This is a genomic window from Clostridium pacaense, assembly GCF_020709765.2.
Taxonomy (GTDB): Bacteria; Bacillota; Clostridia; order Lachnospirales; family Lachnospiraceae; genus Enterocloster; species Enterocloster hominis.
The window spans coordinates 304654-325130 of record NZ_JAJFEB020000003.1; the positions used below are offsets into that span (position 1 = coordinate 304654).

Below are 20477 nucleotides of genomic sequence, written 5' to 3' on the forward strand. Positions count from 1 at the left end.
AAGGGAGGTTACATAATGGAGAAGAAACGGTATCTGAGTATAACCCTGGCAATGTGTCTGGCACTCTCCGCCCTGGCAGGATGCGGCGGCGGTCAGACACCACAGCCATCACAGACACAGGCTGCCGGTAATACAAAGGAGGAAAGCCAGCAGGCAGGGACCGCGGGGGAATCCTCAAATGATACGGCAGAAGGCGCTTCCAGGGAGACAATCCTGATTGGGGTATCGGGATCCATCACCGGAGCAGCTCCCATCAATGGCCTGAGGACAAAACAGGGGGCACAGATGGCGGCGGATGAAATCAATGAGGCCGGCGGTGTGCTGGGCCGGCAGATCGAACTGTTTGTCGCAGATGACGGCGGCGCCCAGGATACGGCCATCAATGCGGCCAATCTTATCATCAGCCAGGATGTGGTGGCGCAGGTGGGGCCAAACCTGTCCGGCATGGCCCTCGCAGTGGAAGGCCTGTTGTCACAGGCCAAGGTTCCCATGCTCACAGGCGCTACCAGTCCCAAGCTGGTTACCACCATTGATAATCCATATCTGTTCCGGATCCGTGCAGCAGATACGGTACAGGCAAAGCTGGCGGCAACCTATGCCACCCAGAACCTGGGCTGCAGGAAACTGGGCCTGTTTACCAACAGCAACGATTACGGCTCCGGCGCCCTGAATGTCATACAGGAATACCTGGATGGCATCGGAACCGCATATGTAGCTGAAGCCCATAATACGGGCGACACGGATATGACCAGCCAGATTCTTAAGTTAAAGGACGCCGGCGTGGACGGGGTCATCATATGGACGGATGATGCTGAGACAGCCCTGGCTGCAAGACAGTTCCATGACCTGGGATTAGATGTGCCGATTATCGGTTCACCATCCATCTCCACTCCGCAGGTATCCGGACTCTGCCAGCCCCAGTGGCTGGATAACTGGTACTGCGTGACGGACTTTACCGCTTCCAATACAAGTGACCATGTGACGAAGTTTGTCAAAGATTTTGAGGCAAAATATAATGAAACGCCGGAGCTTTATGCGGCCACCTACTATGGCTCCATCTATATTCTCAAGGATGCCATTGAGCGTGCCGGGACCACGGAAAGCGATGCGCTGTTAAAAGCACTGAATGAGACAGATAACCTTCAGGGCGTGGTAGGAAAATACAAACCTAACAGCATGCGGGAAATGGTCCATGAAGGAATCATCTGCAAGCTGGAGAATGGCACCGCGGTTTACCTGGATTCCATTACAGTAGAGGATTAATCAGTTGTACGGTTCAGGGATGCAAAAGCAGGTTCTTGCATCCCTGTAGAAAAATGCGGAGGTATGCCTATGTTTGGGATTTTGATACAGCTGATTGTAAGCGGGATTGCTATGGGGTTTATCTATGCGCTGGTGGGGATTGAGTACACGTTGATATGGAATGCGTCCGGCGTCCTTAATTTCAGCCATGATAAGATGATTACAACAGGCGCTTATATTTTCGGCGGAACCTATATTCTGGGCCTGGGGATGGATTTCATACCAGGCATCCTGCTCAGCCTTATAACAGTGGCCCTTCTCGGTATTGTGGTGGCAAGGGTCATCTTCATTCCGCTGAGGAACATGACCATGATATATACGATTATGGCCACTGTCATGCTGGGGAAGATTATCGTGGAGGCCATCCGCCTGCTTTGGGGGCCGGTGCCGTTTTCCGTGCCTGGTTTCCTGATTGGCACCGTGAAGGTGGGGGATGTGGTCATTTCCATTGCCAACATTGCAATTATCGCAGCAGCAGCCTTCTGTGTGCTGGCGCTGCAGCTTTTCCTGTATAAGACAAAACCGGGAAAGGCCATGCGGTGTGTGGCGCAGAACCGGAAAGCGGCCCAGCTCATGGGGATTGATGTGAGGACGGTCATGACCGTGACGGTTATGATCAGTATGATGATATGCTGCCTGATTGGGCTTTTAGTATCCCCGCTGCTTAATATCACCACCACCATGTCCAACATGATCGGGCTTAAAGGGTTTGCAGCCGGAGTCATCGGAGGGTTCGGGTACCTGCCCGGGGCCATTCTTGGAGGACTGTGTATTGGGATTGTGGAGAATATTGCTTCCATGGTACTGCCATCCGTTTATAAGGATATTGTAGCCTTTGTCCTGCTTGTGGGCTTTCTGTTAATCAGGCCCGCAGGAATTACCGGAAAGACGCGATAAGACGCACAGGCGGCAGGAATGAATTGTCAAATATGCCAGCCCAGTGGAAAACGGATGGAAGGAACAGAGGTGGAAAACGTGAATAAGAAAATAAACTGGCAGTATGCAATGATGGCATCAGCCTTTCTCATATTAGCACTGGTTCCGTTATTTATGTCCAATAATTACTACATAACGATCCTGAACCAGATGGTTATCAACATGATTGTTGTATTCGGGCTTAATTTCATCACGGGTCTTGCCGGACAGATGAACCTTGGGACAGCGGGAATCTATGCCCTGGGCGCCTATACGTCGGCCCTGCTTTCCAGGAACTTCGGGCTGTCACCCTGGCTCACCATGGTAGCCGCCCTGGTTGTGGGGTTCCTAATCGGCAGGGGACTGGGATATCCCAGCCTCAAGATGAAAGGGGTTTATCTCTCCCTGACGACCCTTGCATTTTCTGAGATTATCAGGATTCTGGCAACCAACCTGATGGATATTACAGGAGGAACCCAGGGAATCAAGAATATACCCCGGTTCCGCGTCCTGTTCTGGAACCTGGATACCAATGTGAAATACTTTTACTTTGTATGGACCGTGGCCGTGCTGCTGTGCCTTCTGTCCATGCGGATTGCCCATTCCAAATGGGGCAGGGAATTCAAGGCGGTAAAGGATAATGTGGAGGCAATCGAATCCCTTGGACTGGATATTAAAAAGATTAAAATCCGTGCATTTACCCTGGCCGCGGTATATGGCGCGCTGGGCGGGGCGCTGTACGCCCATTTTAACCAGTTCGTCACATCCCTTTCATTTACGACCGACCTGTCCATCTCCTATGTCATCATGCTGATGATAGGGGGAATCGGTAATATCCTGGGCAATATAATCGGCGCCATTGTCATCACGATCCTTCCGGAAATGCTCCGCTTCCTGGGGGACTACTATCAGATTACTTTTTGTACCATGGTACTGCTCTGTGCGGTGTTCCTGCCCAACGGGCTGGTCTCACTGCCAGGGAGATTCAGGCACCTGGTGAAAAAAACAGGAAAGGGCGGTGAGCGGTTTGGGCAGTGAGGCAGAGACTGTTCTGGAGGTAAGGAATCTGGTGAAACGGTTTTCAGGACTGGTGGCTGTTAGCGATTTAAGCTTTCAGGTAAAGAAGCGCAGGATCCACGCCCTGATTGGACCCAACGGGGCCGGCAAGACCACTACGGTCAATATGATTACAGGCGACGGTCCGCAGACAGAAGGGGACGTGCTGCTGTTTGGGGAATCCATATCCAGGCTGCCTGTTTATATGCGGGCGCAGAGGGGGATTGGACGCACCTTCCAGAACATCAAGCTGTTCTCCACCATGACGGTCCTGGAGAACCTGATGATAGGCGCTCAGTACAACACCAACCAGAACCTGTTAAGCTACCTGGTAAATGTGGTAAGGTCCAGACGGGAGGAGCGGGAACTCAGGGAAAAGGCGGAGTCCATACTTGCGTTTATCGGTATGGGACGTTACCGGGATGAGGTGGTAAGCAATCTGGCATATGGGCGGCAGAAGATGACGGAGCTGGGGCGGACCCTGATGATGGATCCCAGGCTGATCCTGTTGGATGAACCGGCAGCCGGGCTGAACCCATCGGAGCGCAGGGAATTCATTGATATCATAAGAAAGGTTTATGAAAGCGGCGTGGACATTTTCATGATTGAGCACAACATGGATGTTGTCATGAACCTGAGCCACGACATCACGGTGCTGAACTTTGGGTGCAAGATTGCGGAGGGCGGCCCAAAGGAAATACAGAACAACGAGGAGGTTATCCGGGCTTATCTGGGCGAAGGGTACAGGAAAAAAATGGCGCAGGCAGAAAGGGGACGATCCGATGCTGGAGATTAAACATATTGACGCATTTTATGGGAAAGTCCAGGCGCTGTATGACGTCAGCCTGGAGGTGGGGGATAACGAAATCATTTCCCTGATAGGAGCCAACGGGGCGGGTAAAAGCACCCTGATGAAGACCGTCATGGGACTGTTGAAACCGGCCAGGGGAGAAGTCCTGTTTGATGGGGAGGATTTGACTAAAATCAGGAATACCAGGATTGTGTCCAGGGGGATTGTCTATGTGCCTGAAGGCCGGGAGGTATTTCCGGAAATGACGGTGCGGGATAATCTGGAGATGGGGGCTTACTGCAGGAAATATTCCCAAAAGGAGATGAACGGGAAGATAGAGGAGATGTATGATATTTTTCCGCGTCTGAAGGAGCGGCAGAAACAATTAGCAGGCTCCCTGAGCGGGGGGGAGCAGCAGATGTTAGCCATCTCCAGGGGACTTATGAGCGACCCCAGGCTTATCATGTTTGATGAGCCATCCCTGGGCCTGGCCCCGGTGATTGTGGAGGATATGTTCCGGGTCATCACAAGGATCAATAAGGAAAAAAAGATACCGGTGCTTCTGGTAGAGCAGAACGCATATATGGCGCTGAGTATTTCTGACCGGTGTTATATCATGCAGAACGGTACCATCAAGCTCAGCGGGGACAGCACGGAGCTTATGGGCAATGAAGAGGTGAACAAATCATACCTGGGCGGGTAAAAGGAGGTTTCTATGGGAAAATTCAGTCTTGAGGAGACAGTTAAATATAATAAATCAGGTCCGGCAAGATACTGCTGCAGGACGGATGTGTGGAAGGAAGCGGCCATGATCCTGCCTTCCTTTGGAAAACGGGCAGTGGTCAGCGGCGGGACCAGGTCCAGGGCTTCCATCAGGGAAAAGCTGTTTCCAGCCTTGGATACAGCGGGAATCCAGTATGTGGTGAATGGATTCTCCGGCGAAAGCAGCATGAATAACGTAAAGAAGATATTAGACCTGTGTGAGGAATTTAAACCGGAGTTCATCATTGGCACAGGCGGGGGAAAATCCATTGATACGGCTAAATATGCAGCTGAACTGTATAATATCCCCATTGTCACCGTGCCCACCATAGCAGCCACCTGTGCGGCGTCCAGCAACCAGATAATCGTGTATTCCGATGAAGGGGAATATCTGGAGAATATCTATCCTAAAACAAACCCCCCGCTTGTCCTGGTGGACCCGGAAGTGATTGTGGATTCCCCGCAGGGGTATTTTATTTCAGGCATCTATGATTCGCTGGCAAAGTGGTATGAGGGGAGCGCTTCCCTGCCCGGCTCGGACAACAGCGATATATTTGACCATATGGCGCTGGCCGTGGCAGGGATGTTAAAGGCACAGATGTATGAAAAGGCCGTATCCGCCGTCAGGTCCATGAAGGAAAAGACAGTGACGCAGGATTTTATTGATGTTGTGAATCTGAATATTTATACAGCATCCACGGTGCAGGCCCTGGGAATCAAGGCGGTAAGGAACGGCATTGCCCATTCGGTACAGAACGGCCTCACCCTTTTGGAGGGGAGCCATGACGTTACACACGGGGAAAAGGTGGCCTATGGAATCGGGGTACAGCTGATGGTGCTTGAGAGTCCAAGGGAAGAACTGGAGGAGTTATTCGGATTTTACCGCAGTCTGGAGCTTACGCCTACCTTTAAGGGACTGAACCTGGAATTTACCGATGACAATATAAAAAAGGTGGCCCACAAAGCAGTGAATGACGTGCTGATGCGCGCCAAACCATTTGATGTCATTTCAGAAGAAATGATGTGCAGTGCCATCCATAAACTGGAAAATTATTGCTGAAATCTATTAGATGGGCTGATTGATACCTATAAGTAAAATGAATGAATTTTTCCTTTCAATTTGATTTGACAAGCCACATAAAATTTGCTAGTATTAGATACTAATAAGAAGCAGACAGGCAGTTCAAACAATATCTATTGGATACGTTCCAGGGCAGGAGTCCTGTTCCAGACAGGCCCCGCGTCCTTGCAAAACAAATGTCAAAGCAAACACGCAGAAAGAGAGGAAATTCAAAATGGGTACAATTATCGGCGAAGGCATAACCTTTGATGATGTACTTCTGGTACCATCCTATTCAGAAGTGATTCCCAACCAGGTGGACCTGACTACCAATCTGACCAAGAAGATCAAACTGAACATCCCAATGATGAGCGCCGGCATGGATACGGTCACAGAGCACCGCATGGCAATTGCCATGGCCAGACAGGGCGGTATCGGCGTGATACACAAGAACATGTCAATCGCAGAGCAGGCAGAGGAAGTGGACCGGGTAAAGCGTTCTGAGAACGGAGTCATCACAGACCCATTTTTCCTTTCAGCAGACCATACACTGAGGGATGCCAATGATCTGATGGCCAAGTTCCGCATTTCCGGCGTGCCCATTACCGAAGGCAGGAAACTGGTCGGCATCATCACCAACCGCGACCTGAAGTTCGAAGAGGATTTTGACCGCCCAATCAGGGAGTGCATGACATCCAGGAACCTGGTTACGGCCAGGGAGGGTGTTACCATGAAGGAAGCCAAGGCCATCCTGGCCAAGGCAAAGGTGGAGAAGCTGCCAATCGTGGATGGCGATTTTAACCTGAAAGGACTTATCACCATCAAGGATATTGAGAAGCAGATTAAGTACCCGCTGTCCGCAAAGGACGAACAGGGACGTCTTCTGTGCGGCGCTGCCGTAGGCATTACGGCCAATGTGCTGGAGCGTGTGGAAGCACTGGTTAAGTCAAAGGTGGATGTGGTTGTACTGGATTCCGCCCATGGCCATTCCGCCAATGTGGTACGCTGCGTCAAGATGATTAAGGAAGCATTTCCTGAGCTTCAGATCGTGGCTGGCAATGTGGCCACGGCAGAGGCAACCAGGGATTTGATTGAAGCAGGCGCTGACTGTGTCAAGGTCGGTATCGGACCCGGATCCATCTGCACCACCCGTGTGGTCGCAGGTATCGGTGTGCCTCAGGTTACCGCTGTCATGGACTGCTACCGCGTTGCCAAGGAGTACGGCGTGCCGATTATTGCCGACGGCGGAATCAAGTACTCAGGCGATGTGACCAAGGCCATCGCGGCAGGCGGCAGCGTTTGTATGATGGGAAGCATCTTTGCTGGGTGTGATGAAAGCCCGGGAACATTTGAACTGTATCAGGGACGTAAGTATAAGGTATACCGCGGCATGGGCTCCATATCAGCCATGGAGAACGGCAGTAAGGACCGTTACTTCCAGACCGACGCCAAGAAGCTGGTGCCGGAAGGCGTGGAAGGCCGTGTGGCATACAAGGGCATGGTGGAGGACACCGTATTCCAGCTGCTGGGCGGGCTGCGTTCCGGCATGGGATATTGCGGTGCAAAGGATATACCGACCCTTCAGGAGACAGCAAGGTTCATCAAGATTTCCGCTGCATCCTTAAAAGAGAGCCATCCCCATGATATCCATATCACAAAAGAGGCTCCCAACTATTCGATTGAGGAATAACGGGTGCCGGACGGCATTCGTACTGTCTTCGGTGGTATTTGCGCAGGACGGTATTAAGTATGGTTAATAATGGTACCCGTCAGGATTATCCGGCGGGTACCCTTTTGTTTTGGAAAATGGAGGCGCAGGATGGGTATAGAAGCAAAAATGACAACGCTGTGTTATATAGAAAAGGACGGGGCATATCTGATGCTCCACCGGATCAGCAAGAAACATGATGTATGCAAGGATAAGTGGATTGGGGTTGGCGGGCATTTTGAGTTAAGTGAAAGCCCGGAGGAATGCCTTTTGCGTGAGGTGAAGGAGGAAACAGGCCTGACCCTTACTTCCTGGCGGTTCAGAGGGCTTGTGACCTTTGTGGCGGAGGGCTGGGATACGGAGTACATGTGTCTGTATACCGCGGACAGTTATGAAGGAGAGCTCCTTCCCTGCAATGAAGGCGTGCTGGAATGGGTGAAGAAGGAGGATGTGCTGAAATTAAATATCTGGGAAGGGGATAAGATATTCCACCGCCTGATTCATGAGGATGCGCCCTTCTTCTCCCTGAAGCTGTCCTACCAAGGGGACCGGCTGGTGGAGGCGGCGCTGGAAGGGAAGCCGCTGGAACTTTTTGATATAAGGGACGGGGAAGGTCAAAGGACCGGGATGGTGCGGGAGCGCACCATGGTCCACATGGACGGGGACCTCCATGGTACGGCCCATACCTGGATTGTCAGGGGGCGCCGGGATGGGGGATTTGACATCCTTCTTCAGAAGAGAAGCCAGGGAAAGGATTCCTATCCCGGGTGTTTCGATATCTCTTCGGCAGGGCATGTGCAGGCCGGGGACGACTTCCTGCCCACGGCGCTGCGGGAACTGGAGGAAGAGCTGGGGATTCAGGCAGATGCGGGGCAGCTGGAATTCGCAGGAGTCCACAAAGGTTATATGGAAGAAGAATTTTATGGGAAAATGTTCAGGGACAGTGAGTACAGCCATGTTTATGTGTACCGGGAACCAGTTGACATACAGGGGCTGAAGCTTCAAAAAGAGGAAGTGGAAAGCGTGATGTGGATGGAACTTGACGCATGTATGGAAGCAGTGGGGCAGGGGACCCTTCCTAACTGTCTCTACATGGATGAACTGGAACTTTTAAAGCAGTATCTGTGCGCCGGGCAGGGGGACTAACTTATAAAAATTGTAAGTTTATCGTCAGAAATAGATGTTTTTTGTAACCGTGAAATATGGTATACTGATGCTGGACTGTTTTTATAAGACATGCAGGAGAGGTATCAGGATGAGATTGAAAAAATGGAAATCATTTTTAAGCATATTCATGGCCAGTGCCCTTATGATGAGCACGGCCGTATACGGTAACCCGGTTGTTATTACACCGCTGGAAGAGAGCCAGGTAGCGTCCTTCCAGTCCGGCAGTCCTGCACAGGGACAGGGGCCGGACGGCAGCAGCAGTGGGACAGGCAGTGTCAATGGAAGCGTGGACAGCAGCGGCGCCGGAGTGGTATCCTCCAGCGGGCCTTCCGCTGACAATACTGACAACCCATCAGGGCCATCCCAGACAGTGAATGGAGCGGTTACCGGACCGGAAGGGACGGGAAGCAATACTGGTATCAGCCCGGGTACTGATACGGGCGTCAGTGCGGGAGCTAATGCGGGAAGCAATACAGGAACTAATACAGGAACCAATCAGGGTACTGTGGATACATCTTCCATTCAGCAGCCGGCCATTGAGGCGGAGGGCGCGGCCCTCTTGGATGCGGCCACAGGTAATGTGCTGTTTTCCAAGAATGGGGATACAAAGTTTTATCCGGCCAGCATCACCAAGCTGATGACAGCCCTGCTGGTGGCGGAAAACTGTAATCTGGATGATAAGGTTACATTTTCATCCACAGCCACCACCAATCTGGAATCCGGCGCTGTCTCCATCAACATGACTGCGGGGGATGTGATGACCGTTCGGCAGTGTCTGTATGCCCTGCTTTTAAAGTCCGCCAATGAGGTAGGCAACGCCCTGGCGGAGCATGTGGCTGGCAGCAATGCCAAGTTTGCGGAGATGATGAATGCCAAGGCAGCGGCCCTTGGATGCACCAATACCCATTTTACCAACCCCCATGGGCTGAATGACACCAATCATTACACAACACCCCGTGATATGGCGCTGATTGCCAGGGCGGCGTTCCAGAATGATACTGTTAAGACCGTGGCTTCCACAAGGACGTATACACTGCCCCCGACAATCAAGAACCCTTCAGGTCTCACAGTGACCATGGGACATAAGATGCTCAATCCCAGTGATTCGAGATATTATCCGGGCGTCATAGGCGGCAAGACAGGCTATACCTCCAAAGCTGGAAATACGCTGGTGACCGCTGTGGAGAAGGATGGTGTAAGGCTCATCGCAGTGGTGATGAAGAGCAAATCCACCCATTATACAGATACAAAGGCAATGTTTGATTATGGGTTTGAGCTTGCTAAGGCCGGCGCATTGGGAGGCAATGGGACCGGCAGCAATGCGGCTCCTTCCGGTTCGGGTAATGCGGGTCCTGGGACCACAGCCGGGAAGGGATGGATTCAGGACAGCAACGGCTGGTATTATGTAAAAGATAACGGCGCCAAAGCATCCAATGAATGGATTACCGTGGATGGGGCAGCCTACTGGATTGATTCCAATACATATATGGCAAAGGGATGGCGCCAGATAGACGGGAAATGGTATTTCCTGCGTTCCAACGGCGCTATGGCCAGGAATCAGTGGGAAAAGGTTGAGGAGAATGGCCTGTGGTTCTACCTGGGGGCAGATGGAGCCATGCTCACAAATACTACTACGCCGGATGGGTTCAGGGTAGATGAGAGCGGGGCCTTTGTGCAGTAAATGGACTGGATTTTATTGAATATGAAAAGGCGTAGGAAAAATTTCTTTACGCCTTTTTTTGATATTTTTCTTGTATAATGTAAGGTATCCTCTTGGTTATCACTTGCGGAAGTGATATGGATTGAAATGTGGTCCCATATGGCGTATGACACATATGGCATATATGTCACCACCTACAAAGGTGGTGTGGATGGAAATGCTGGAAGAGTCAATAGCTATGACTTTCAGCATCACCTCCGTTTTTAGAGGAAAAGGAGGAGAAATATTTTATGTCAAAGGCGGAAGCAGCAAGGAAATTGTATGAAGAATGCAAGGACATGGATATAGAAGAAACTATGGATTTAGTATTAAGTGCAGAAACAGAAGAAGAACAGGACTTTTTTTCTATGCTGAGTGATTTTATATTGCAAAGAAAGCAAAAGCATGTAATTGCCCAAAAGAGGTTTTAAAAGAGGAAATATATTTTATATGCTGGAGTAAATGACGCAGGAAAGTCAACATTATACATGACTACACATTATCAGGATATGATGCCGCGCATTAATACAGATGAAATATTGAGGGAATTCGGAGATTGGAGAAATACCTCAGATTTAATGAAAGCAGGCAGAATCGCTGTTGAACGGTTAAACTCTTACCTATCGGCGGGAATTACTTTTAATTAGGAAACAACCCTATGCGGACATTCGATATTACAGACAATATATAGGGCAAAGCAATTGGGTTATGTAATTGAATTGCATTATGTCTGTGTTGATTCGCCGGCGATAGCGAAAAAGAGAATTGCAGAAAGAGTGAAAATGGGAGGCCACGGAATACCGGACAAAGATGTTGAGAAAAGATTTGGGGAGAGTTTGAGGAATCTTCATAAAATTATCGATTTGTGTGATTTGGTCGCATTATATGATAACACAGATGAGTTTCGTAGGTTTGCTATTTATAAAAATGGTCAACTTATCAGAGTATCAAAGATTATTCCAAAGTGGTATAAAAAGTGGCAGGAAGAGTGTCATTAACTTGACACAAGCCTGTGTGCAGTAAACATTTTAGACTTTTTATCTGGTGTTCGATATTAGAACCCTGAAAGGCATGGCGTATGATTCGTCATGCCTTTTCTTTTAATGGGTTTTCATGTATAATGATATGAAAGAAAGTATATATATGAATAAATATAGAATGATGGTATATAAAAACGGTATTATCGTAATTGAGAATAGAAAAATGGTGGGTGATAGAAGAGGGGAGAGTATATATTACTGTGAAATATAAAATCTCGGTGCGGATCATAAGTGCACATTAAAATACTGGGAGATTCGCACTGAAAAAGATACTGGGAAAGGCAGAGATGTTGGTTTGGTTGTGGAGTTGATAAGTAATTACTGTATATTATGTACAAATTAGTTTTGTTTATATGTAGGTGATTTTGGGTATGATTGCTGTCACAGCCTGCGAGGGCTGTGTGGATTGAAATCAATGGCTGCCGTTGCGTAGTTTCGGCAGTCCAGCGTCACAGCCTGCGAGGGCTGTGTGGATTGAAATCTGCGCAGAAATAGGGTTTTCAAACTTTGCGTCTGGTCACAGCCTGCGAGGGCTGTGTGGATTGAAATGGAAAGCTGGGAACTGGTAACTGATTTACTGAAGTCACAGCCTGCGAGGGCTGTGTGGATTGAAATTGTTTCACCTCCCTGTTATGCTGCCACCAGTGCTGTCACAGCCTGCGAGGGCTGTGTGGATTGAAATTTTTATGTTTAAAGAATAGCAGTAACCGCTAAAAAGTCACAGCCTGCGAGGGCTGTGTGGATTGAAATAATTTCAAATCTGTCGTCCTGCGTATCTACGCCAGTCACAGCCTGCGAGGGCTGTGTGGATTGAAATTTAATCATCATGCGCGTTGTGATAAGTGCAGTAAAGTCACAGCCTGCGAGGGCTGTGTGGATTGAAATCTTACAATACTTATTATACTATAGATGATATTTGTCACAGCCTGCGAGGGCTGTGTGGATTGAAATATTTATACGGCCTTTATAAAGAACTTTTTCACTGTCACAGCCTGCGAGGGCTGTGTGGATTGAAATTATAGGAGTGGAAGATTTTGGGGGAAGTTTGCCGTCACAGCCTGCGAGGGCTGTGTGGATTGAAATTCTATATCGTTTTTCCAATTTTTCACGATTGGAAAGTCACAGCCTGCGAGGGCTGTGTGGATTGAAATAGCCTCCTGGATGCCGGGTTCTCGCCGGAGCAGAGTCACAGCCTGCGAGGGCTGTGTGGATTGAAATCCAGACAGGACATAATCAAGGGAGGCCGTGCAGTCAGTCACAGCCTGCGAGGGCTGTGTGGATTGAAATTTTATGGTTTTTATCCTTGGGTTCATGGCGTTCGGTCACAGCCTGCGAGGGCTGTGTGGATTGAAATAAGAAGGAATACCGTGATTATTTTAAGTTACAGCGGTCACAGCCTGCGAGGGCTGTGTGGATTGAAATCATATCCCAATTATTCCCATACTATCCTTTCCACCGTCACAGCCTGCGAGGGCTGTGTGGATTGAAATTTTTGCCATAATCCTCCCGCAGTTGGGACACGGTGTCACAGCCTGCGAGGGCTGTGTGGATTGAAATATAATCCATGCCATCATAGACAATCAAACTTACTCGTCACAGCCTGCGAGGGCTGTGTGGATTGAAATACCTTCTAATAAACCCAAAGTATAAATATCCCCTAGTCACAGCCTGCGAGGGCTGTGTGGATTGAAATCATAAGTTCGGCGTTGAGACGGTACAGTTCCAGGTCACAGCCTGCGAGGGCTGTGTGGATTGAAATCCTGGGTCCAGGAACCAGTCGGCCACATGCCTGTGTCACAGCCTGCGAGGGCTGTGTGGATTGAAATCTATCACAATGTCGCTGATGGCCGTTCCGGCGCCGTCACAGCCTGCGAGGGCTGTGTGGATTGAAATGCCGGATACCACTTCGTGGTAAATCTTGGCAATTGTCACAGCCTGCGAGGGCTGTGTGGATTGAAATGTAAGATACATTAAACCCCAGTATAGTTTCAAGGTCACAGCCTGCGAGGACTGTGTGGGCTTAAATTACAAAGTCTCCATAACAATTCTTAGTACAAAAACTCACATTCCACAAAGGCCATACGCATTGAAACATTCACTTGTTATTCAAGCAATTAATATACATTGACAATTACATATTGATAGTCAATCGATTTTGAGGTATTCTGATATACAGGAATGCAGGAAATTGAAACAATGTATTGTAGTAGAAAGGAGCATATATGGTAAAACTGGACGGATTCATGGCACTACTGACTGGGAGTTTCAATAATAGGGAACAGTATGATACATTGCGGAAAGAGGAAAATGGTTTTCCCTATGCGGAGCACATCAATACGGTCTGCAATGATAAAATCAGCAATATACCACCAGAATTTCAGGGGAAATTCATGGTGGAGGAGAGCATTTACGAGGTAAACGGAAAACGGCATTCGTCTTCCCATCTGTTTCTGTTTACTGAGCAACCGGAAGGAATTTTGCTGACTTCTTATGATATCCCGGAGGGGAATGACAAAACGGTGTTTTCCTATAACAATATGAACATGGTGGATTTCCAATGCTTAAAGACTTCGGAAAAGTTTACGCCAGCGCTGTTTCAGGAGAAGGATGGTGTCTGGGAAGGGGGCAGTACCAGTATGTTTACGCCTGTGATGAAATTTCAGTTACTTGAACGTTTTTCAAAGGAGTGTCTGGAAGTATCCGAGACAATGGAAGTAAATGGAAAGAGGACGTTTGGCTATGATGAGCCAATCTGTTATAAGCGGGTATCGGAATAAATTCCACTTCAATGTGAATAAAAAGAACTACTAACTGTCAAATATGGGATTAGTAGCTCTTTTTTATTTCAGTAGTTTAACATTTGTGGCAGAGCCTGAAAATGGACATACGGAGGATGTATCGCTATTCTTGTAATAGGTATCCATATGGCAGGAGGATGTGTATGTTTGTTTAAGAGAGATGGGGAATGAAGGTGTACCATTAAAATAAATATCAGTAATCCGGCCGCTGTATCGAAGTGTCATGAGTGCAGTAAGTGCCATAATGCAGGCGCATGCCCAGGAGACCGAACAGCTCATAATATGTCTTCAGGTCTGTAACGGCTAGGGAAACAGTATCTATATATTCAACTGTGTGACCGGAAAGGAATTAATGTTTACGTCTGGAAGATTTAAGGAATAAGAAAAGAACAAAAGAAACAGCCCTGTTATGATAAATGTAGGTAAGTGTATATGAATTCTGTTGGAAAGAGGAGGGCTCGCCATGAAAAGAAATTCAGTATCTGTTTTTATGATAGCAGGTCTGCTGTCTGTCCTGCTGTCCGGCTGCCAGGCAAAGGGGGAATCTGGAGGAGGAACTTCAGAGGTTGCATCGGAGCTGGTTATCAGCATGGAAGAGGGACATACCGAAGAGGGAAATGATGACAAGGGAGGAGAAAACACCGGAACGGAGCAAACTGGAAGGGAGAACCCAAAAGCAGGGCAGAAGGTGGAAACAGAGACAGACAAGCGGATTTCCGCTCTTCCATATCAATTTGTCAGGACGTATGGAATTTTCCAATCAGAATATCCGGTCTATGAACTGGAATCGGTTATTGAAACTAAGATACCCCAGAAAGAAAAATCACTGGTTTTGACATCAGCTATCTGTCAAAATCAGGAATTGATAGTAAGTATTGTCATGGATGATTATTCGGAAGTCCGGGAAACCGCGGCTGGCGGGGACTCATTGGAGGACAGCGGATATGAACCGCCGGGAGATGGGGGAATGGCTGCTTCAGGACGGTATCAGAATCAGCTTTGGGTGTCTGGGGAAGGCTTGTTTTTAACAGGACCTGGTATCCAGGAAGCCGGAATTAAACCTCAGGAGTCAGTATATGCTTCTTATCCCGATTATTTAGAGGCATATGGACATATGCGTTATTTCATTGAAGCAAGATTTGAAATCCCATCCATATCTGAACATGAAAATGCTTTGACTGGATATGCGCTCCGGGTTCTCGATTTTGAAGAACCACTGGAATTTGTCATGAAGCGCGCGTCTGAGTATGGGACGCTGGAAGAATTAGTGGAAGGGGAGCATGGAGGTATGGATACCCATGATGGCATCTCTATTATAAGTATGGGGGAAAAGGTAAAAGAGGGGATTTTAATATCCTGGTATGTGTACAGTGAAAGGGAAGGCAGGCAGATAAGTATTATTTACAAACCGCCATATCAGGAAATAGATTTACCAATCCTATCCGGCAAAGAGGAACAATATCCAATGAAGGAATTACCTGCCAATCCATATTGGAATAATATAGGACAGTACAGGCTGTCAGATGTGGAAGGATATGGACGGCGTTACTCATGTCTGTTTGATGTCCCCCAGGATAATCAGAGCGGGTCTTACCGTATGGATATTCCTGGGATTACGTTCCTGAATCATGAAGAATCCCCTCACATTACGCTGGATATCCCGGATGATTATGAAGCATTAAACGAGGAAATCCCGTGGAAGGAAGGTTCCGTACGTATTTTAGGAATTACCAGGATGGAGCCGCAGTCTGTAGCGGTAACAGATGGGAAAGGGAAAGAAAAAGTAAGGGAGCGGCCTGCTGTATATATCGACGTGCAGGCAACGCATGCAGATAAGGATCTTGCATTAAAGGGGCTGATCTGCCAGAGAAAGTTAAGGTGGACTGGGTGGGAACACGAACGATATGACTTCGACAAGGATGGCAACCTGAGCGGTTTCCGGGTCTTTTATGATGAAGGGGACAGTTCGGTAACACTCAAATTCAATGGGGCGGCATTTTACTGGAATCAGCCCTTTGTGATGGAAGTTCCATTGGGAAAATAGGAGACAGGGCTATGTCTGATGAGGATAAAAAAGATTTTAATGCCATGCTTCATGATGGCAGGGATATGCTGAAACTTCAGATAATTACAGACCAGAAAACCATTGACAGGTATGGCGGGGATAGAATGTATTTTGCCCCGCCAATGGAATATGATAGGATCATGAGACAGGTTCCTTATGGAACGGTAATTACAGTGGGAAAAATCCGTGAATACCTTGCTGAATTAAACGGGGCAGATTTTACTGAACCTATTACAGCAGGAATTTTTGTTTCAATTGCAGCCTGGGCAAGTTATCAGCGCTTGGATGATATAACGCCTTATTGGAGGACACTGAAAGCCAATGGGGAGTTAAATTCAAACTTTCCCGGTGGTATGGAAGCGCAAAAAGTAAAACTGGAAGCAGAAGGCCATACCATCATCCAAAAAGGAAGGACGAATATAAAATATTTTGTAAAGGATTATGAAAAGTCCCTGTTTGAAATAAGGTAATATGGGAAAGGTACCTAATTGCAGGAGTCAGGATACGGCTGTTGTTTGAGGCTTACTTGAACGCTTATATGAAATGAAGGGAATTTGCCGGACTGTAATCGATGCTGTCCATCAGAGCAAATATGATGACATGGAGGTAAGGGATAATATGCGGATTGTGGCAGTGGTTTTCATGCTGATTATTCTGTTGGGATTGTTTATCAATGCGGGAAGGCAGATTTATCTATGGCTTATGTTGCTATTTAAAGGTATGAACCAGCCCATATTCAGTGTGTTTTTTGGTTTACTGGTGCTGGCGGTCCTGGTGGTGTTTGTTGTCAGCCGTATACCTGGATTGGGTGCTTATCGGACCCTGTTCCTCATAGACCACTATGCGCTGGGGGCCTTGGCTTATGTGGTAATTGTCACCAATACGGTAAGCCTCCTTCTATTTGCCGCAAGGCTTGTCCATCTGATTCAAGCCCCAACGCCCCGCAGTGTGCAGATGATATCAGCCGTATTATCCCTGTTTCTGGTGACCGGGCTTACGGTCTATGGGACGGTTCACGCCGCAAATATTCAGACACGCCGATACAATGTACGTATTGGACCGAAACAGGAGAAAATGGATACACTGCGCCTTGTTTTACTCAGTGATATACATCTGGGCTATGTAATTGAGGAAGAGCATCTTGCCAAGGTAGTTGCGGCTGTCAATGCGCTTAAACCAGATATTATATGCATTGCCGGCGATATTTTTGATGGCGATATCACCTCGTTATCAAATCCTGAGAAACTGCAGGTATTGTTTGAAAAAATGGAATCAGAATATGGCGTATTTGCATGTCTTGGCAATCATGATGCGGGGGACGGTTACCGGCAGATGCTTGATTTTCTGGACGGGGCAGGCATCCGTGTGCTGATGGATGAAGCGGTGGTGATTGACCAACGGTTTGTGCTGGCTGGGCGGAGGGATTCATTTCCCATTGGCGCTCATGGTGATTCCCGCAAGAACCTGGAGGGACTGCCTGATGATAAATCCCTTCCTGTAATCGTACTGGACCATCAACCGGGAAATATTGATGAATATGGAAATGAAGCTGACTTAATCCTGTGCGGCCATACCCACCAGGGTCAGATGTTCCCGTTCAATCTTATTACCAACGCAGTCTTTGATGTGGACTATGGGTATTACAGGGCTGGGGAGACAACGCCCCAGGTAATTGTCACTTCTGGCGCAGGAACATGGGGACCGCCCCTGCGCGTGGCAACGGATAATGAAGTAGTAGAAATAAACTTGTTGATTCCTCACCTGGAATTGGAGCAGGAATAAAGGGCTGGATGAATCATTCCATCTGTTTATACTAACAACAGGAAAGGGGCGTTGCATATGGCTGTCTGCAATGCCCCTTTCTTATCCGCTGCCTCACATTTTCCTGCTACATCCTCACTGCTGGTATGGCCCTGGCTGCATATCAAACTCCGGATTAAATGCATAGAAGTTCCGGCTGTCCAGTTTCTCCTGGGTAATTCTCAGACATTCGCCGAAACGCTGGTAATGGACTACTTCGCGTTCCCTTAGGAACTTAATCGGTTCACATACGTCATAATCCTTCACGACCCTCAGGATATTGTCGTAGGTGCTCCTGGCCTTCTGTTCCGCAGCCAGATCTTCGTGAAGATCTGTAATCACATCTCCCTTGGACTGGAATTCACAGGCATTGAAGGGGATACCTGCCGCTGCCTGAGGCCAGATACCTGTGCCGTGGTCAATATAGTAAGGTCCGAAGCCCTGTTCTACCAGCTGGTCGGCGGTCAGGTTCTTGGTTAGCTGATGGACAATGGCGGCAATGATTTCCATGTGTGCCAATTCTTCAGTACCGATATCCGTTAAGGCGGCTTTACATTCATTATATGGCATGGAATAGCGCTGTGAGAGATAACGCATGGATGCGCTTATTTCACCGTCAGGGCCTCCGTACTGGCTCATGATGAACTTTGCCAGTCTTGCATTTGGTTCCTTGATATTAACCGGGAACTCCAGTCTTTTTTCATATATCCACATATATCAGCACCCTCCTTCCCATGGCCATGGACCGTTGACCCAGCACCAGTATTGTGCGTCCCTGCTGTCAGAGGCCCTCAAAGGACCGAATTGTGCTTCATATTCAGCTAATGAACAGCGGTATGCTTCAGCCATCTGATTTTGGTAGTTAATTGCCATTGCATCACAGGGATGGGTATCCAGATAAAGATTGGAATCAACAACGGCAAATCCTGTTTCATTTACCTGTTTCAACATCATTTCCCGTGGACTGTTAAAATCATAATTCATCATATGCCACACCTCCCGCAATGAAATGGAAGATTCAGGTCAGGGAAAATGGTTCCCTGTTCCAGCCCCTGTTCCGGGACGTAAGTGGGCTGCCACTGCTGCCAGGGCACGAATGCCATTGCAACCGGAAATTGAATCATATCCGGATAATAGGATTGGCAGCTAGAGGGACAGCCGGATTGGCCATGGGGACAGGCAGAAACCTGTTCCTGGTCATAATTGCAGCATTCTCTGCTTATATCAGTGCATATATCCATAGATGGACGCTCCTTTCGATATTTATTCTCAATACCAGTTTATGAGACATGCTGATTTTTGTGACAACCCTGGTCAGGTCCTATGTTTTAGGTAGGGGTATATTTTGTTTCTGTATGCAATGGTGTGGTTTGGATTATTAATCCATGGAAAGAATACAGAATTTCGGAAACATTTTGGATGGGATTATTTTATATGGGACGGGGCATAGCTGGTATGCAGCGCATGTGAGAGAAGAGGATGAACTGGCGGTGTATCTTGGAGGATGTAACGGTTTCATAAAGATATATGGTTCCGGGAAATCTGTGAAGATGGAGCTGATTAGGATTATAGGTCCGGTATGCCTGGTTAGGAGGCGGGGAGGGATTGATGCGGAAGGCGTTACATTTTCTTTAGGATGAAAGAGCATACCATATCTTAGGAGAAGCTGTATATAACAGATATGAGAAATGTTGGATGCATTTAAGATGGGGACAATGAAAATGATATCCTTTTTATATAATGCTGTACTGAGGGAATGGAAGAAGATGGTTATAATGGGTTTAGAAGGTAATGTGGAAAATGCAGGATAAGGGAATTTGATTGCAGCAGGAGTGGGGGATTGTTGACTACATCAGTTTTTGGAGTGAATTAAGATGGTGAGTTGTGAGAATCGTAGGAATCTACTTATTTTTTAAAGCTGGCTTGGTTTTCTTTGAAATCAGATTAGCTTTTCTTTTGTGGAAAAATTTTGTATAATGTTATACAAAGTGGAGTTATTGTTTTATTGGAGAATAGAGAAGGAGTGGATGCAGAGGGTATGAATGTCAGGAAGCAGGTGATGGTGCGAATTATGAGTGCACATAAAATTCCTGGGGGATTCGCACCAATAAGGCAGGGCAGAAATTGAGGTTTTCTTTTTTAAAAGAGAATTTGTAAGAGGAATGTTATGCATTGTATATAATAATGTTTGTTGGAATTTTGTTTATGTTGGGTATTATTGCAGTCACAGCCTGCGAGGGCTGTGTGGATTGAAATAATGGAGCAACGCAACTTATAATTTGTAAATAGCGTCACAGCCTGCGAGGGCTGTGTGG

The 20477-nt window shown here is 47.8% G+C and carries 18 protein-coding genes and 2 CRISPR repeat arrays (1 of these 20 running past the window's edge); of the genes, 15 read left to right on the top strand and 3 right to left on the bottom strand.

The window, feature by feature from the left end; translation table 11 throughout:
* The first annotated feature begins 15 nt into the window (after positions 1-15).
* From LK536_RS37530 to LK536_RS37595, 14 genes are all read left to right on the top strand, one after another.
* Positions 16-1263, top strand: a complete 1248-nt coding sequence (locus LK536_RS37530) for an ABC transporter substrate-binding protein (RefSeq protein WP_227795309.1) — start codon at positions 16-18, stop codon at positions 1261-1263.
* Positions 1264-1332: 69 nt separating this feature from the next.
* Positions 1333-2199 (top strand): branched-chain amino acid ABC transporter permease, encoded by an 867-nt coding sequence (locus LK536_RS37535; RefSeq protein WP_330668548.1) that lies wholly within the window; start codon positions 1333-1335, stop codon positions 2197-2199.
* 78 nt (positions 2200-2277) lie between these two features.
* Positions 2278-3255: a branched-chain amino acid ABC transporter permease gene (locus LK536_RS37540; protein WP_025483186.1), complete on the top strand. Its 978-nt coding sequence runs from the start codon at positions 2278-2280 to the stop codon at positions 3253-3255.
* Entirely contained in the window at positions 3236-4069 is an 834-nt protein-coding gene (locus tag LK536_RS37545; protein ID WP_227795310.1) for an ABC transporter ATP-binding protein, read from the top strand. The genes LK536_RS37540 and LK536_RS37545 overlap by 20 nt, the downstream gene beginning before the upstream one ends.
* Positions 4056-4766, top strand: coding sequence for an ABC transporter ATP-binding protein (locus LK536_RS37550; RefSeq protein ID WP_008721751.1), 711 nt, complete (start codon positions 4056-4058; stop codon positions 4764-4766). Before LK536_RS37545 ends, LK536_RS37550 begins: the two co-directional genes overlap by 14 nt.
* Positions 4767-4778: 12 nt before the next feature.
* Positions 4779-5885: an iron-containing alcohol dehydrogenase family protein gene (locus LK536_RS37555; protein WP_008721753.1), complete on the top strand. Its 1107-nt coding sequence runs from the start codon at positions 4779-4781 to the stop codon at positions 5883-5885.
* A gap of 235 nt (positions 5886-6120) precedes the next feature.
* Positions 6121-7575, top strand: a complete 1455-nt coding sequence (gene guaB / locus LK536_RS37560; protein WP_008721754.1) for an IMP dehydrogenase — start codon at positions 6121-6123, stop codon at positions 7573-7575.
* A 129-nt stretch (positions 7576-7704) separates the two neighbouring features.
* Positions 7705-8739, top strand: coding sequence for an NUDIX domain-containing protein (locus LK536_RS37565; protein ID WP_227795311.1), 1035 nt, complete (start codon positions 7705-7707; stop codon positions 8737-8739).
* A gap of 109 nt (positions 8740-8848) precedes the next feature.
* Positions 8849-10441: a serine hydrolase gene (locus tag LK536_RS37570; RefSeq protein WP_227795312.1), complete on the top strand. Its 1593-nt coding sequence runs from the start codon at positions 8849-8851 to the stop codon at positions 10439-10441.
* Positions 10442-10710: 269 nt separating this feature from the next.
* The gene (locus LK536_RS37575) at positions 10711-10890 is read left to right on the top strand and encodes a hypothetical protein (protein ID WP_117560450.1); all 180 of its coding nucleotides are present in this window, start codon (positions 10711-10713) and stop codon (positions 10888-10890) included.
* Positions 10891-11879: 989 nt separating this feature from the next.
* Positions 11880-13525: direct repeats of the CRISPR family, unit length 33 nt; unit sequence GTCACAGCCTGCGAGGGCTGTGTGGATTGAAAT.
* Positions 13526-13721: 196 nt separating this feature from the next.
* Positions 13722-14276 carry a hypothetical protein gene (locus LK536_RS37580; RefSeq protein ID WP_008721760.1) on the top strand — a complete coding sequence of 185 codons (555 nt, stop codon included), beginning with the start codon at positions 13722-13724 and terminating at the stop codon, positions 14274-14276.
* Positions 14277-14760: 484 nt separating this feature from the next.
* Positions 14761-16341 (top strand): hypothetical protein, encoded by a 1581-nt coding sequence (locus tag LK536_RS37585; RefSeq protein ID WP_227795313.1) that lies wholly within the window; start codon positions 14761-14763, stop codon positions 16339-16341.
* A gap of 11 nt (positions 16342-16352) precedes the next feature.
* Positions 16353-16832: an MGMT family protein gene (locus tag LK536_RS37590; RefSeq protein WP_227795314.1), complete on the top strand. Its 480-nt coding sequence runs from the start codon at positions 16353-16355 to the stop codon at positions 16830-16832.
* Positions 16833-16905: 73 nt separating this feature from the next.
* Positions 16906-18144, top strand: coding sequence for a metallophosphoesterase (locus LK536_RS37595; protein ID WP_506092101.1), 1239 nt, complete (start codon positions 16906-16908; stop codon positions 18142-18144).
* A gap of 114 nt (positions 18145-18258) precedes the next feature.
* On the opposite strand, the gene LK536_RS37600 is transcribed toward LK536_RS37595, so the two are convergent.
* The 3 genes from LK536_RS37600 to LK536_RS37610 are packed head-to-tail and all read right to left on the bottom strand — an operon-like array spanning position 18259 to position 19403.
* Positions 18259-18876, bottom strand: coding sequence for a manganese catalase family protein (locus tag LK536_RS37600; protein WP_008721773.1), 618 nt, complete (start codon positions 18874-18876; stop codon positions 18259-18261).
* Positions 18877-18879: 3 nt separating this feature from the next.
* Positions 18880-19149, bottom strand: coding sequence for a spore coat protein CotJB (locus tag LK536_RS37605; protein WP_008721775.1), 270 nt, complete (start codon positions 19147-19149; stop codon positions 18880-18882).
* Positions 19146-19403 carry a spore coat associated protein CotJA gene (locus tag LK536_RS37610; protein ID WP_130789447.1) on the bottom strand — a complete coding sequence of 86 codons (258 nt, stop codon included), beginning with the start codon at positions 19401-19403 and terminating at the stop codon, positions 19146-19148. The genes LK536_RS37605 and LK536_RS37610 overlap by 4 nt, the downstream gene beginning before the upstream one ends.
* Before the next feature lie 144 nt (positions 19404-19547).
* Between LK536_RS37610 and LK536_RS37615 the strand changes: the two genes are divergently transcribed.
* Complete coding sequence (locus tag LK536_RS37615) at positions 19548-19802, top strand: hypothetical protein (protein ID WP_506092102.1); 255 nt, start codon at positions 19548-19550, stop codon at positions 19800-19802.
* A 583-nt stretch (positions 19803-20385) separates the two neighbouring features.
* Positions 20386-20477: direct repeats of the CRISPR family, unit length 33 nt; unit sequence GTCACAGCCTGCGAGGGCTGTGTGGATTGAAAT; it runs 2298 nt beyond the window's last position.